At 68.6% G+C, this 13,330-nt stretch carries 12 protein-coding genes and 1 pseudogene; 6 read left to right on the top strand and 7 right to left on the bottom strand.

Features of this window, described 5'->3' with window-relative positions; translation table 11 throughout:
* Position 1 precedes the first annotated feature (1 nt).
* Positions 2 to 1,069, bottom strand: a complete 1,068-nt coding sequence (locus tag ACYVF6_RS10735) for a phage baseplate protein (protein WP_460519480.1) — start codon at positions 1,067 to 1,069, stop codon at positions 2 to 4.
* A 67-nt stretch (positions 1,070 to 1,136) separates the two neighbouring features.
* Between ACYVF6_RS10735 and ACYVF6_RS10730 the strand changes: the two genes are divergently transcribed.
* Positions 1,137 to 2,378 carry an AfsR/SARP family transcriptional regulator gene (locus ACYVF6_RS10730; RefSeq protein WP_460519477.1) on the top strand — a complete coding sequence of 414 codons (1,242 nt, stop codon included), beginning with the start codon at positions 1,137 to 1,139 and terminating at the stop codon, positions 2,376 to 2,378.
* Between the two features lie 5 nt (positions 2,379 to 2,383).
* On the opposite strand, the gene ACYVF6_RS10725 is transcribed toward ACYVF6_RS10730, so the two are convergent.
* Positions 2,384 to 3,025 carry an O-methyltransferase gene (locus tag ACYVF6_RS10725; RefSeq protein ID WP_460519474.1) on the bottom strand — a complete coding sequence of 214 codons (642 nt, stop codon included), beginning with the start codon at positions 3,023 to 3,025 and terminating at the stop codon, positions 2,384 to 2,386.
* Between the two features lie 141 nt (positions 3,026 to 3,166).
* On the opposite strand from ACYVF6_RS10725, the gene ACYVF6_RS10720 reads away from it, so the two are divergent.
* From ACYVF6_RS10720 to ACYVF6_RS10705, 4 genes are all read left to right on the top strand, one after another.
* Positions 3,167 to 4,504, top strand: coding sequence for a hypothetical protein (locus ACYVF6_RS10720; RefSeq protein WP_460519471.1), 1,338 nt, complete (start codon positions 3,167 to 3,169; stop codon positions 4,502 to 4,504).
* Positions 4,505 to 4,686: 182 nt separating this feature from the next.
* Positions 4,687 to 5,526 (top strand): CmcI family methyltransferase, encoded by an 840-nt coding sequence (locus ACYVF6_RS10715; protein ID WP_460519469.1) that lies wholly within the window; start codon positions 4,687 to 4,689, stop codon positions 5,524 to 5,526.
* Positions 5,527 to 5,726: 200 nt separating this feature from the next.
* Positions 5,727 to 6,689 (top strand): class I SAM-dependent methyltransferase, encoded by a 963-nt coding sequence (locus ACYVF6_RS10710; protein ID WP_460519465.1) that lies wholly within the window; start codon positions 5,727 to 5,729, stop codon positions 6,687 to 6,689.
* Positions 6,690 to 6,798: 109 nt separating this feature from the next.
* The gene (locus tag ACYVF6_RS10705; protein ID WP_460519461.1) at positions 6,799 to 7,851 is read left to right on the top strand and encodes a class I SAM-dependent methyltransferase; all 1,053 of its coding nucleotides are present in this window, start codon (positions 6,799 to 6,801) and stop codon (positions 7,849 to 7,851) included.
* Positions 7,852 to 7,938: 87 nt separating this feature from the next.
* On the opposite strand, the gene ACYVF6_RS10700 is transcribed toward ACYVF6_RS10705, so the two are convergent.
* Positions 7,939 to 9,486 (bottom strand): integrin alpha, encoded by a 1,548-nt coding sequence (locus tag ACYVF6_RS10700; RefSeq protein WP_460519459.1) that lies wholly within the window; start codon positions 9,484 to 9,486, stop codon positions 7,939 to 7,941.
* A gap of 363 nt (positions 9,487 to 9,849) precedes the next feature.
* On the opposite strand from ACYVF6_RS10700, the gene ACYVF6_RS10695 reads away from it, so the two are divergent.
* Positions 9,850 to 10,161 (top strand): hypothetical protein, encoded by a 312-nt coding sequence (locus tag ACYVF6_RS10695; RefSeq protein ID WP_460519456.1) that lies wholly within the window; start codon positions 9,850 to 9,852, stop codon positions 10,159 to 10,161.
* On the opposite strand, the gene ACYVF6_RS10690 is transcribed toward ACYVF6_RS10695, so the two are convergent.
* The 4 genes and pseudogenes from ACYVF6_RS10690 to ACYVF6_RS10675 all read right to left on the bottom strand — a co-directional run.
* Complete coding sequence (locus ACYVF6_RS10690) at positions 10,154 to 10,339, bottom strand: hypothetical protein (protein ID WP_460519453.1); 186 nt, start codon at positions 10,337 to 10,339, stop codon at positions 10,154 to 10,156. The genes ACYVF6_RS10695 and ACYVF6_RS10690 overlap by 8 nt on opposite strands.
* Before the next feature lie 202 nt (positions 10,340 to 10,541).
* Entirely contained in the window at positions 10,542 to 11,918 is a 1,377-nt protein-coding gene (locus ACYVF6_RS10685; protein WP_460519451.1) for a hypothetical protein, read from the bottom strand.
* Positions 11,919 to 11,921: 3 nt separating this feature from the next.
* Positions 11,922 to 12,524, bottom strand: a complete 603-nt coding sequence (gene rfbC, locus ACYVF6_RS10680; RefSeq protein WP_460519448.1) for a dTDP-4-dehydrorhamnose 3,5-epimerase family protein — start codon at positions 12,522 to 12,524, stop codon at positions 11,922 to 11,924.
* Positions 12,525 to 12,714: 190 nt separating this feature from the next.
* Positions 12,715 to 13,330 (bottom strand): annotated as a pseudogene (locus tag ACYVF6_RS10675) (hypothetical protein); the annotation flags it as partial.

Genomic DNA, 13,330 nt, shown 5'->3' with positions numbered 1-13,330 from the left:
CCTACACGAAGTCGCTCTTGTAGAAGACGCTCGTCCAGAAGTTCTCGTAGACGTTCGGGTTCCTGGACGAGAAGCCGAACGCGAGCTGCGGTGAGCCTCCGGTCATCCGGATCGCCATGCCCTCAGCTTCCCTCCCGGACAACGTGTTCTCGCCTGCCGACGTCCGGAACTTGGACCAGCCGAGCCCGAGGCCGCCGTTCATGTCGAGCTTCACCAGCCAGGGGTTGGCATTGGTGGCTCCGAAGCTCAGGTATGCGTACCGGCCGCAGAGCGTGATTCCCTGGAACTGGTCGCTGTCCAAGAGGCCCAACTCGTTGTTGGTGGGGATCGCACGCTCGGCGAGCCGGTAGCCGTCGCTGAGCCGTCCGGCCCTGGCGTCGGCCAGGCTGAAGACCACGACACGCCATGGATGGTCGCTGTCGTCGGAGTGATAGCGGTACAGAACTCGGCTGGCGTACGGATCGATCGCCGGACGCGGCGAGAAGGAGAAGCTGGTGACCTTCGGCGTGAGGTCGTCCATCGGGATGTCCGGAACCCGGTAGTCGAGAGTGTGCCCGTCGACGAACCGGAAACGAGCGACCTTCTCCCCGTCGTCGATGTCGTACGGCTCCTTGGTGTCGTCGTGCACGCGCCAAGAATCGGCCTCGATCCAGATGAACGGCTCGGATCCGGCACCGACCGGCTCGACGCCCATCGACGAACCATGTCCGAAGCCGCGCAGGGCCATCGTACCGAGGATGTTTCCCGACAGGTCGGTCTTGGTGAGCCAGATGTCTCCGAATGTGCCTGGAACCATCTGCTCCTTGGGCTTCTTCTGCGCGAAGTAGATCCGTTGGTTCACGTTGTCGAAGGCGAAGGACTGCATCGCCCAGTACGGCTGGTGGAGCTCCTTCTGCAGGAAGTAGTAGCCACCGTTGCCGCTCAGGTCGAACTCCGGGGAGTCGGGCAGCGACGCCAATGCGGGGGTTGCGGTGAGTGCGGGAATCGCGGCCCCGGCGGTGACGGCGGCGGCTCCTCCGAGGAGCTGCCGGCGGCTGAGCTCGAAGCGGCGTGGTTTCGACGATGTCATGGCCGCATCGTGCGTGACCGACTTGGAAATAATGTGGAGGTCGCTTCGGTGCTGGGGCGGAGGTGGCATGGAGTTTCGGATCCTGGGGTCGCTCGAAGTCCGCACGGAAGGCCAGTCGCTGCAGGTCGGCACGCCAATGATGCGGGCCGTTCTCGCGCTGCTGCTGGTGCGGGCCGGATCGCTTGTCACCGTGGACCAGTTCGTGGACGAACTGTGGACGGAAAGTCGCCCGGACGACGCGCGGCTGCTGGCGCAGGGATACATCTCCCGGCTTCGCAAAAGCCTGGACGCACGCGCCGGTACGGAAGATCCGTCCGCCCGGTTGGTGAGTCACCGGCCGGGTTACGTCCTGCGGGTCGAGGCCGAGGAACTGGACCAGCGTCGGTTCGAGCAACTGATCGCCAAGGCCCGGCGCGCAAGGCAAGCGGGTTGGCTCGGACGCTGCGTCGAGTGGTACCGGCAGGCACAGGCCGAGTGGCGGGGTGAGCCGTTCGCCGACGTTCCCGGCACTCCCGCGCTGGACCGGGAGACCGCGCGGCTGCAGGAGCTCCGGTTGCTCGTTCTGGAAGAGCTGTTCGACACCGAGCTCGCCCTCGGCAACGACACCAAGCTCCTGCCAGAGCTACGGGAGCACGCCGCGCGGCATCCGCTACGAGGCCACGCGACCGGTCAGCTCATGGTTGCGCTGCATCGATCCGCCCGTACCGCGGAGGCTCTGGAGACCTATCACCAGTCCGCGCGGCGGCTGGCCGACGAGCTCGGGCTCGACCCACCGGCCGAGCTCCGGCGGTTGTACACCTCGATCGTCCGGGACGAGCCGGGGATGCTGTCCGTGCTACGCCAGAAGGACAGGGAGCCGGACGCGCGGCCCGGCACCGGCGCGCGACGTCCGGGCAGGGCTGCGGACGACCAGCCGGCCAGGGAGGTGACCGCGGTGGTGCCGACGCTCTCGGCGCGCACGCATCATCCGCTGTGTGAGATCTACCGGACGTACCTGACCGCCACGCCTGATCCGTTCGTGCATCCGCCGTACGAGAAGAAGCGCCGGATCTGGCTGGCCGACGGCTCGTACAACCTGTGGCAGTTCATGGACGACGTGCGCGACCTACTCGTGGCGTCACGCCGTTGTGGCGAAGGCTTCTACGAGTGGCGGAACACGCTGGTGCCGGACACCGGCGGCCGCTACCTCCACGTCACCACGCTGATCCCGGAGTTCGCCGAACAGCCGACCGTTGTCTGGAAGGCCTGGTGGCGGTTGTCGAGCTCCGGCCTGCACACCTGGGGTGCCGAGATCGACCCCGAGGTATAGATCGTCTAGACAGCCGGGAGCTTCTGCGCCCAGGCCCAGGTCTTGTCCTCCCGGCAGTTGCCGTAGTCCGGGTTGGGCTTGACCAGCAGCTCGTACACCTTGCGGATCTGCGGTGTCTCACGCTGCTCGGGCGGGAGCTGGCGCACCCACGTCATGTTCTTCAGCGTCGGCGAGGTGTCGAGCGTCCAGTCGAGGTCGTCGAACAGCACCCAGCCGCCGGGGACGAGCAGCTTGTCGGCGAGCAGGAACGCGAAGCCGTCGACGTCCCAGGTGTGAGCGCCGTCGATGAAGACGAAGTCGAACTGTGGCCTGGGATCCTGGTCGAGCAGGTGCAGCAGCTCCCAGGTGTACGACGTGTCTGCGAAGACCGGCGTGGCCCGGTGGGCGAGGCCACAGCGCGTGAGCAGCTCGTCGATCGGAGGCTTGCGGTCGCGGGCGTTGAGGCGGTCGATGGTGAGGATGTGGCCGTCGTCGCCGAGCTCGTCGAGGGCGGCCGAGAGGTAGCAGGTGGAGACCCCGCTCGCGAAGCCCAGCTCGAGGATCCGTCCCGGACGTTGGCTCAGCACGAAGTCGTACAGCGTCTTGCCCTGGTCGCGCGTCATGTGCGGAACGCCTGCGACCAGCTCGGCCACCTTCTCGAATAGCATCCGACGACACTACAGAACGCGACCGGACGTGTGGGTCACAGCCGACCCACAGCCAGGTGAACCGCAGGTGTCCAGTCGAAACTTCTTACAGGGTTCTGACGTACGGCGTTTCGCCCGGACCAACTCAATAGCCTCACAATCATGCAGCTCACGACGGCACCCGCGGCTGACGGGCGAGCCACGCGGCCTGCCGGCCATCGGGCGGACCTGATCGCCGTGCTCGCCGGCGTGGCCCTCGTCGCGGTCGCGCTGGTCGTCGGCGCTGTCCTCGAGCACGCGGGCCGGCCGATCCTCGCGCCGACGCCGCCGCTGTCGATCTGGTGGCGGCCGCACGTCGGCCTGACCACGCCGATCGTGGCGGCGCTGGCCGTCGGCGCCGTCGCGTACGGGCCGACGCTCGCGCTGCGTCTCCCGTGGCGGACCCTGCTGGCCACGGCGTGGCTCGCCTCGCTGACCTGGATCGGGTCGCTCGCGCTGGTCGACGGCTGGGACCGCTTCGCCTGGAGGCTTACCTCGCCGGCGGAGTACCTCTCGGAGGTGCCGACGGCGCCCGCCTGGTCCGACCTGCTCCCCGGATTCGCCGACCGGATCGTCGGCGGCCAGCCGGACACCTGGCACACCCACGTCGCGGGGCATCCGCCGGGCGCGTTCGCGTTCTTCGTCCTGCTCGACCGGATCGGGCTGACCGGCGGCGCGTGGGCGGCGGCCGGGTGCGTGCTGATCGGCTCGACGGCGATCGCGGCCGTGCTGGTGGCGCTGCGCGCGGTCGACGGAGGCGAGGAAACTGCCCGGCGAGCGGCGCCGTTCCTCGTGCTGGCGCCGCCCGCCATCTGGATGGGTGTCTCAGCCGACGCTGTGTTCCTCGCGGTGAGCGCCTGGGGGATCGCGCTGCTGGCGCTCGCCTGCGAACGTACGGCCTGGCGGAGCGACCTCGTGGCGGCCGCGGCCGGGCTGCTGTTCGGCGCGAGCCTGTTCCTGTCGTACGGCCTGGTGCTGATCGGTCTCGTCGCGCTCGCGGTGCTCGTCGCGCGGCGCCGTGTGCGGCCCGGCATCGTCGCGGCCGCGGTGGCGGCCGGCGTGGTCGGACTGGTGGCACTCGGCGGGTTCTGGTGGCTGGAGGGCTACCAGTTGCTGTCGATCCGCTATCACCAGGGCGCTGGAGGCGAGCGGCCTTATTCGTACTGGGTGTGGGCCAACCTGGCGGCGCTGCTCGTCTGCATCGGGCCGGTCGTCCTCGCAGGCCTGCGGCGGACCCGGCCACGCGGCGGCGGGCTGCTGGTGCTCGGTGCCGTCGCCGCGATCGTGCTGGCTACGTTGTCCGGCTTCAGCAAGGCGGAGGTCGAGCGGATCTGGCTGCCGTTCGCGTTCTGGCTGCTGGTCGCCTGCGCCTGGCTGCCGCGGGAGTCGTATCGCACCTGGCTGGCAGCGCAGGCCGGGACGGCACTGCTGATCCAGCATGTGCTGCTCACAAACTGGTGACCCGGTTCGGGAAAACTGCGACCTCTTCTCCTTGCGTCCGGGTGATCCGGTGAAACCTCGACTTGCGTCGTGGCATGATCGCCTGATTCTGTGGACCACTTCGGTTCCAAGAAGGAGGTTTTGTGGGTCAGGTCAACGGCAGTGGACGCACGTCTGGTCTGCGGCGTGCAGTGGTGAACCGCGTGGACTCGTTCGTGATCGGGCGGATGCGGACTCTTGCGGCGCGAGCAGCGCAGGGCAAGGGGGGCGCAAAAGGGGAACGGGCGCTCGATGCTCTGTCGTCCTACCGGTCCGCCTCCGTACCTTCGGCGGAGTACGTCGAACAGATCGCCCTTGCGTACGAAGGACTCTGGGATCCCACGCGCGGAACGATCCTGCCGTCGAAACGACTCCGCCAAGCCACGATCGACCAGTTTCACCGGATCTACTACCATTCGCCGAAGCAGACCTGGCAGAACACGTTCTACCGGGGTGTGACGATCTGGAAGTGCCCGCTGGACGTGTGGCTCTACCAGGAGATCATCGAAGAGGTACGCCCCGATCTGATCATCGAGACGGGCACGGCGTTCGGCGGTAGCGCGTATTACATGGGCGACCTGCTGGACAGCTACGGCAAGGGGCACATCGTCTCGATCGACATCCAGGACCGCACCGACGGCCTCAAGCATCCTCGGGTTACGTTCATGATCGGCTCGTCGACGGATCCCGAGATCAGGAAACAGGTCATGGACATGCTGCCGGAGGGCGGCAAGACGTTGGTGATCCTCGACTCGGACCACTCGCGCAAGCACGTCCTGGACGAGATGCGGCTCTGGCACGACGTCGTAACTGACGGCTCCTACATGATCGTCGAAGACTCCGACATCCACGGACATCCGGTACGCACCCAGGCGGGTCCGGGCCCGTGGGAGGCGATCGACGACTTCATGAAGGAGAACCACGACTTCGAAATCGACGAGTCGAAGCACAAGTTCATGATGACCCAGAACCCGCGCGGCTACCTCAAGCGTAAGCGCACGTAGACCCGGATCTGCCGCTCACCCGCTCGTACGGGTCGTCCTGTTCTCTCCCTGTCGTCCGTGCCCGGCCCGCCCACGTTGCGGCCGGCGCCGCGACTTGGTTACGGTCGTGCTTTTACACTGGTAAACAGTGCGACACGGCGAGGCGAACCCAAGGGAGAGTTCCGGTGAACCGCCACCAGTTTCTCGGTCGGCTGCACAAAATGTCGGCTCCACGTACCTACTTCGAGATCGGCATCAACGACGGCCGCAGCCTCACCCTTTCCCGGGTGCCGAGTGTGGCGGTCGACCCGGCGTTCAAGGTCAACACCGAGCTGCGTTGCGACCTCCATATGGTCAAGGCCACCAGCGACGACTTCTTCAAGCGGGACAAGCCGTTCGAGCATCTCGGCGACGACCCCCGGGTCGATCTGGCGTTCATCGACGGCATGCACCTGTTCGAGTTCGTGCTGCGCGACTTCATCAACGCCGAGAAGTACGCCGACTGGTCGACCGTGATCGTGTTCGACGACCAGCTGCCGCGCAACGTCGACGAGGCGGCCCGCAAGCGGCACACGACCGCCTGGACCGGCGACGTCTACAAGATGATTCCGGTGCTGCAGCGCTACCGCCCCGACCTCCGGGTCGCTGTGTTCGACACGACGCCGACCGGCGTGATGGCGGTGTTCGGCGCAGACCCGGGCAACACCGTGCTTTCCGACAAGTACGACGAGATCATGGACACCTACCTGCTGAAGGACCCGCAGCAGGTGCCGGAGGAGCTGCTGACGCGCAGCTGCGCGATGGACCCGGCGGTGTTCTTCGAGGCTCCGTTCTGGGCGTCGCTGGCGGCGAGCCGCAAGGACGAGAGCTCGTCGTACGGCCGGGAGGAGTTCCTGGCCGACGTCGACAAGGCGCTGGCCGACCTGCCCAAGCCGGAGCTCGCCGAATGGCTGCCCGACCCGTCCGCCGGTCGCGACGCGGAGTTCGACCCGTCGATCACGGCGGGGGAGGCGGCCGATGTCGGCAGGGTCGTCCAGAACCGCAAGGCGGCTTCCGCGCCGGCGCCGGCGAAGTCGATGGCCACCAACCGGCCACCCAACGACATCTTCCGCAAGCTCGCCAGGCGGGCACCGTTCCTGCGCCGGCTGCCCGGCGCCCGGGCGCTGGTGCGTGCGCTGCGGTGACGCGCCGGCGCGTTCCGTATGGTGAACGTCAGGGAGCGTCCACGTTGCCCTATGGCAGCCACTTGGTTACAGTCGCCCGATCACGACCGGACCGCACGAGGAGTAATGCGTGAACCGCTACGAGTTCCTGGGCCGTATGCACGAGGTCTTCCAGCCACGTACGTACTTCGAGATCGGCGTCAACGACGGCCGCAGCCTGACCCTGTCGCGCGTGCCCACGGTGGCGGTCGACCCCGCGCACAAGATCACCACTGAGCTCGCCTGCGACCTGCGCCTGGTGAAGGCGACCAGCGACGACTTCTTCAAGCGGGACCAGCCGATGGCTCACCTCGGCGACGAGCCCAGAATCGATCTGGCGTTCATCGACGGCATGCACCTGTTCGAGTTCGTGCTGCGCGACTTCATCAACGCCGAGAAGTACGCCGACTGGACCAGCGTCGTCGTGTTCGACGACCAGCTGCCGCGCAACATCGACGAGGCGGCCCGCGACCGGCACACGACCGCCTGGACCGGCGACGTCTACAAGATCATCCCGGTGCTGCAGCGCTACCGCCCCGACCTCCGGGTCGCGGTGATGGACACGACGCCGACCGGCGTGACCGTGATCTTCGGGATGGATCCGTCGAACACGGTCCTGTCGGACAAATACGACGAGATCATGGAGACCTACCTGCTGAAGGACCCGCAGCAGGTGCCGGACGAGCTGCTCACCCGCTCCGCGGCCATGACACCCGACCAGTTGTTCGGTTCCTCGTTCTGGAAGTCGCTGCTCGCCGCGCGCGAGGACGGCAGCGACTACGGGCGCGAGCAGCTGATCGCTGAGATCGACCAGGCGTTCGCCGACCTGCCCACGCCGAACCTCGGCGAATGGGCGCCCGACCCGTCCGTCGGCCGCGACGACGAAGCGCCGTCGTCCGACACCCTCGGCGAGCAGATGGCGGCCAAGGCGCGCAAGGCCGAGCGGGCCGCGAAGACCTCGGCGAGCAAGGATGCTGGGAGCAAGAAGCCGGCGGCGAGCGCGTCCGGTGGTGCCGCGGGCAACGGCTCGAACGGTGCGGGCAAGGCCGCGCGGTCGGACGACTTCTTCAGCCGGATGGCACGTAAGGCGCCGTTCCTGGCGAAGATCCCGGGTGCGAAGGCCGTGGTGTCCAAGCTGCGCTGAGCAGCTCTTTACCGCTGACCAAGCCGAAGCGTCCCGGTGCCTGGCAAGGCACCGGGACGCTTCGGGTCCTGCCTGAACAGCGCGCGATCAGCGGCGCGTACCGGCGATCGACAAGCCGTAGCCGTCGCCGGCTTCGGGGGATCCGGTCACCTGCTTCCAGAGGCTCGAGCTCGCCAGCTGGATGCCGTTGCTGCCGGTGTCGGCGATGACGACCGCGCCCGCGCCGGAGTCCTCACCCGGCGAGCCGATCGCCCACAGCGCCGCCTCGTTCCAGGTGTCCGGACCGATGTAGCGCCGGAAGCTCGCCAGCGTCGCGCCGAAGCGGTCGCCGGCCTCGACGGTGCCGGCGGTCTGGTCGGCCGACAGTCCGCCGTTGCCGCGCAGCGGCCGGGACGCCGGGTCGAATCCCGGGTGGTACAGGACGGTGTTGACCATCCCCGCATCGACGGCGGTGCCGATGTCCTCGCCCGGCACGCCGACCTGGACGGTGTTGTACTGCCAGTCCTCGTCCTCCCAGAACGGCCGCCAGATCGCCAGAGCCGCACCGAACTGGTCGCCGCGCTCGGCGGCGCCGAGGACGTCCTGGCTGTTCTGGGTGAGCTCGAGCCCGGTCGGAACGAGCGCGCCGAAGTCGTCGACGGTGGTGTACCAGGCGTTGATCATCCCGGCGTCGACGACCGTTCCGACGTCCTCGCCCGGCACGCCGATGATCAGCCCGGTCTCGTACGCGAGCGCGGAACCGAAGTGGTCGTTCGCCTCGGCGGTGCCAGGCATGTTCGGCGTGTCCTGCGTCAGCCAGGTCCAGGCGGGGTCGTCGATCGTGCGGTACTCCACGACCGCTCCGGCGCCGGCCACGGAGCCCACGCTCTCGGCGGGTGCGCCCGCGGCGAAGCCCTGCTCGCCGATCGCGACCAGCGAGGTGCCCCAACGGTCACCGGCCTCGGCGGTGTCGGGCACGCCGTCCGAGCCCTGGGTGTAGAGCTTGCCGGCGATCGTGGGCGTCGCGACCGAGCCGTCGACGTCCAGCTGAACGACAGCGCCCGCTGCCGTCGCGGCGCCGACGTTCCAGCCGGGCACGCCGGCGTAGGTCCGCGTCACCGGACTTTGGTACTCGACCGGCCCCGCGTACGCGAGCGTCGACCCGAACCGCGCGCCGGCCTGGGGCGCGCCCGGCACACCGTCGCTGCCCTGGACCAACGTCCGGGAGTAGTGCAGCCCGCTGGTCGAGCCGAGGTAGACGAAGATCGCCCCAGCGTCGTTCTTGCCCGACACGTCACGGCCTGGCGCGCCGACCAGCAGGTCGGCGCAGTGGTCCTGGTTGAAGTCGCCCGCGACGGACGCGGCGCCGAACCGGTCGCCCGCGTGGTAGTCGCTCGGATAGAGGATCTTGTGGGTGCCGCCGGCGTAGCGCACCTCGACAGCACCCGCGTTCGCCTGCGTGCCGAGATCCTCGTCGGGTATGCCGACCGCGATGTCGGGGCTCTTCTCCTGCCCACCGTCGAAGTCCGGCTTGCTCTCGGCGTTCGTGGAACAGGAAGCGGCGTACGCCGCTGTCGGCGCGACCGACGCCGACACAGCCATTCCAACGGTGGCGAGAAGCACCGCGGACAGCAGGACGGTGGTGCGGTTTGGCATCAAGACTCCTTGGCATCGGTTCACAGTCGCATCTACTGACTCGTTAACCGCTGACCAGGTTGCCCGGGAGCCAGATCCCGTTCACTTCTCGTTCAGCGGGAGGGATCCGCCGACGCCCTGCAGCGCGATGCCGTCCGGCTGGAGCCGCATCCCGACCCCCCACGCCGAGGCCTTGTCCGGTGGATCGTCCATGGTGACCCGGATCGTGTACGTGCGACGGACGCCGGCAGCCAGGGGGCCCGCTTCGATCTCGGTGAAGTCCCCGTGCGGCAGCAGCGGCAGCGGCTTCCACGCCCGGTCAGGCTCCAGACGGTGGTCGATCCGGCCGGCGGGTGTCCTCGGCCAGATCGTGAAGGCGATCCTGTGCGCGGGATCGCCACGTTCGTACGGTTCGCGATGGTGAGCCGGAAGTCGACCGTCTCTCCGACTCGCTTCGGCCAGGTCGCCGGAGCGAGCACCGTCATGGCCGGCCGGATCAGCCGGACCGGCTTTCCGGCACTGGCGAGCGAGGACGGGCCGATTGTCTCGCCCGCCTCGCGGAGGTGCGCGGCAATCCCGAACGCCGGCCGGTCGGCGCTGTCGAACGCGCCGATGCGATACCGGAACAGGAACATCCGGTGCTCGCCCGGCGGCAGCTCGAAGTCGTCAGTGGACGGAACCGGTCCGCTCATCTGATCCGCTCTTCCGGCTCCTCGGGGTCGTCCCATCCCATCGGCACGCGCTGCCAGGCCCGCTCCGGGCGACCGGCCCGGCGGTACTCCAGGTGCGTCAGCGCCTGCCGCTCGTAACCGCGGCTGAGCAGGGTGAAGAAGAGAACAGCGTCGTCGAACGAGCCATCGGTGTCGTTCCGCATCGTCACGGTGAACCGGCCGGTCCCGTTCGTCCAGACGATGTCGGTGGCGCCGGCGATCCCCGGATGGTTGTCGGCGATGACGCGAACGAGCTCGACGTCCCCGGCCGGTGGCTCGGCTGGGCATCCTTGCTCTTGAGACGTCTCGCAACAGGAGAGCCGCTGAGCCGCCGTTTGGTTGCCCGCGTCCCGCTGTCCGGACAGGTCAGAGGTGCCCTTGGACGGACTGCACCGGCCTCGGGTTGTCCGCGCCGTGCATCACGGCGTACCAGTTCAGGCCTTCGTCGACCTGCTTCCCCGCGGTGATCCGGATCCGGCACTCGGCGTGGTAGCCGTCAGGGACGGCGGCGCCGGGCAGCGGGAACGTGCCGCGGGTGTCGCCCACCGCCGTCGGCAACCGGGTCCAGCCCGTGTCCGGCTCGCAGCGGTAGTCGATCCTGCTGAGGTACGGCGACGGCAGGATCGTGAACTCGATCCGCTGCGCGGGATAGTCGACCTTCGCGTCGTTGTCGACGGTGACGCGGAACTCCGCCGTGTCGCCGGTCTGCTTCGGCCGATGCGCGGGCTGCACGACCTTCATCACCGGCAGGATCGGCTTGATCGGCCGGCCGTCGCTGGCAAGCGGGGCCACCCCCGGAGCCTCACCGGAGAGCAGGAGCCGCGCGGACACACCGAACATGTCCTTGTCCTGGGCGGCGACCTCGCGCACCTCGAGCCGGAACCTGAACCGTTTGTGCTCGCCGGGAGGCAACGGAAAGTCCTCGGTGGCGGGGACCTTGGGGTCCAGCGGATGCCAGGCATCCGACCGGTACTCCTCGAACCTGGCCGTGTCGTGGATAAGTGGTCCACCGTAGGTCGACGTCGAGAGGTCGAGGCGGGCGTCCCGGGGCAGCTTCTTCTCCGTCCAGACCTCGGCCTGGAACTCACGCCAACCGCCGGACGGCGTGATCGACGGCGGCGCGGTCACCTTGATCCGGACGCCGGTGTAGGAGCGGACGTGGTACGACGACGACCACTCGTACGCGTGGTCGCCGGCCGCGGCGAGCTGGGCACCGATCCCGATCGTCCGGACGTCCGGCCGCTTCGGCACCGTGATCCGGAAGTCGTAGGTCCTGGTCTGCCCCGGAGCGAAGTCGACGGGTACGGCCGAGCTCTCGAGCGTCTCGGGCTCTTCCGGATCCGACCAGTGCATCGCGACCGGCTTCCAGGCCGACCCGGCGCGGTAGGCCAGCTTGGTGTTGTCCGGCTGGTAGCCGAGGTCGCCTCCCAGGTCGAGGCTCAGATCGGTGTCCTGCCAGGAAGCGCACGTGCCGTTGTGCAGGGTCAGCTGGAACCGGCCGGTGGTCTTGGTCCACCGGATCTCGCTGGCACCGGTGATCCGGGGGTAGTCCTTGGCCTCGGAGTGGGTGTCCTCGAGGCCTTCGGTCGGCAGCATCTGCGGTGTCGTCGGCCCGGCGCAGGTCGCTGACGTCGAGGGCGTGGGCCGGGTGGACGTCTCGGTTCCACAGGACGCCAGTCCTGCCAACGTCACGACGGTCGCCAGCAGCGGCACCCAGCAGGCTCTGACCCGGGCCCCGGACATCGGCTAGCTCTGCTCGCCGGTGAGCTGCTTGCGGAACGCCAGGCACGCTTCGTACGTCGGCAGCAGGCCCGCGCGCTCGGCCTCGGCCAGCGACGGTGCGGCGGCGTCCTTGTCGGACAGCAGCGGCTCGACCTCGCCACCCCAGTCGATGCCGAGCTCCGGGTCGAGCGGGTGCACGCCGTGCTCCCGTGTCGGTGCGTAGCCCTCGGAGCAGAGGTAGACGAACGTCGCGTCGTCGCTCAGCGCCAGGAAGCCGTGGCCGAGGCCCTCTGCGAGGTAGACCGCGCGCCGGCTGTCCTCGTCGAGCCGGACGGATTCCCAGCGTCCGAACGTCGGCGAGCCCACCCGGATGTCGACGATGACGTCGAGCACGGCACCGCGTACGCACGTGACGTACTTGGCCTGGCTCGGTGGTACGTCGGCGAAGTGGATGCCGCGCAGCACGCCGCGCTTGGAGATCGAGCAGTTGGCCTGCTTCAGACCGAACGGATGCCCGACCGCCTGCTGGAACTCCGAGTCGCTGAACCAGGCCTGGAAACTGCCCCGCGGATCCGGGTGGACAGGTGGCTCAACGACCCAGGCGCCTTCGATGTCGAGCGGTTTCACGAGGACAGGTCCTTCCTTTGCTCGGTCTGCGAATGACCACGTTAACCACGGCTTTGGCTGGTTAACGTGGTCATTCGCGCTTCGCCACGCAGCCGGTGGTTCGCCACGCCAGTGGGTGGTTGGCCACGTGCCGGCGCGTGGTTAACCCGCCAATTGCGTGGTTAACGTGGTCATTCGGGTGAGAGTCAGCTTAGCGGCGGGCCAGGATGCGACGGGCCAGGCGGCGCAGGCGGGCGACCAGCGGCGGCTTGGACACCGCCGCTTCCGACGTGCCGAGCGCCGAGCGCGGTGCCCGGCCGGCGGTGCCGCGCTGCAGCACGGGCGTCCCCTTCGCCGGCACCGACAGCTTCAGCGGCAGCTTGACGTAGGGTCCGTGCTCGGTGAGACGCACCTCGAGCTCCCAGCTGCCGGGCGTCAGCTCACCGGACGCGAACCGCCCGGTCACCTCGGCGGTCAGGTCGCCGGTCTCCGTCACCGTCGCGGCGGTCTCGGCCTGCTGGCCCGAGACGCTACGGCTGGCCCGCAGAGTGGCCGCGGTGTCGGCGGTGGTCGCGCGCGCCAGCGTCAGCGGAACCGTGACCTCGACGCCGTCCTCGTTCGCGGAGGCGGTCGCCGCGTCGGCTCCCGGCAGTAGAGCGGTGTCGAGCCGGCGGATCCGCTGGCCGATGTCGAGCGAGAGGTTGTTGTGCTTGTCGGTCCAGTACGGCGTGACCAGCCGCGGCGGCGAGCCCACCAGCGCCGGCACCAGCTGGTCCGGCACGCCTTCGGCACGCAGCGAGCCGATCCTGGTGTCCTTGGTCCAGCCG

It is taken from the genome of Flindersiella endophytica (assembly GCF_054779015.1).
The sequence above is the reverse complement of the archived record's forward strand: the minus strand, read 5'-3'. Positions and strand labels throughout refer to the sequence as shown.

Excerpts from the sequence above, each read along its gene's own strand:
- ACYVF6_RS10735 (WP_460519480.1), bottom strand. The coding sequence starts at position 1,069 with ATGACATCGTCGAAACCACGCCGCTTCGAGCTCAGCCGCCGGCAGCTC.
- ACYVF6_RS10730 (WP_460519477.1), top strand. The coding sequence starts at position 1,137 with ATGGAGTTTCGGATCCTGGGGTCGCTCGAAGTCCGCACGGAAGGCCAG.
- ACYVF6_RS10725 (WP_460519474.1), bottom strand. The coding sequence starts at position 3,025 with ATGCTATTCGAGAAGGTGGCCGAGCTGGTCGCAGGCGTTCCGCACATG.
- ACYVF6_RS10720 (WP_460519471.1), top strand. The coding sequence starts at position 3,167 with ATGCAGCTCACGACGGCACCCGCGGCTGACGGGCGAGCCACGCGGCCT.
- ACYVF6_RS10710 (WP_460519465.1), top strand. The coding sequence starts at position 5,727 with ATGTCGGCTCCACGTACCTACTTCGAGATCGGCATCAACGACGGCCGC.
- ACYVF6_RS10700 (WP_460519459.1), bottom strand. The coding sequence starts at position 9,486 with ATGCCAAACCGCACCACCGTCCTGCTGTCCGCGGTGCTTCTCGCCACC.
- ACYVF6_RS10690 (WP_460519453.1), bottom strand. The coding sequence starts at position 10,339 with ATGCGGAACGACACCGATGGCTCGTTCGACGACGCTGTTCTCTTCTTC.
- ACYVF6_RS10685 (WP_460519451.1), bottom strand. The coding sequence starts at position 11,918 with ATGTCCGGGGCCCGGGTCAGAGCCTGCTGGGTGCCGCTGCTGGCGACC.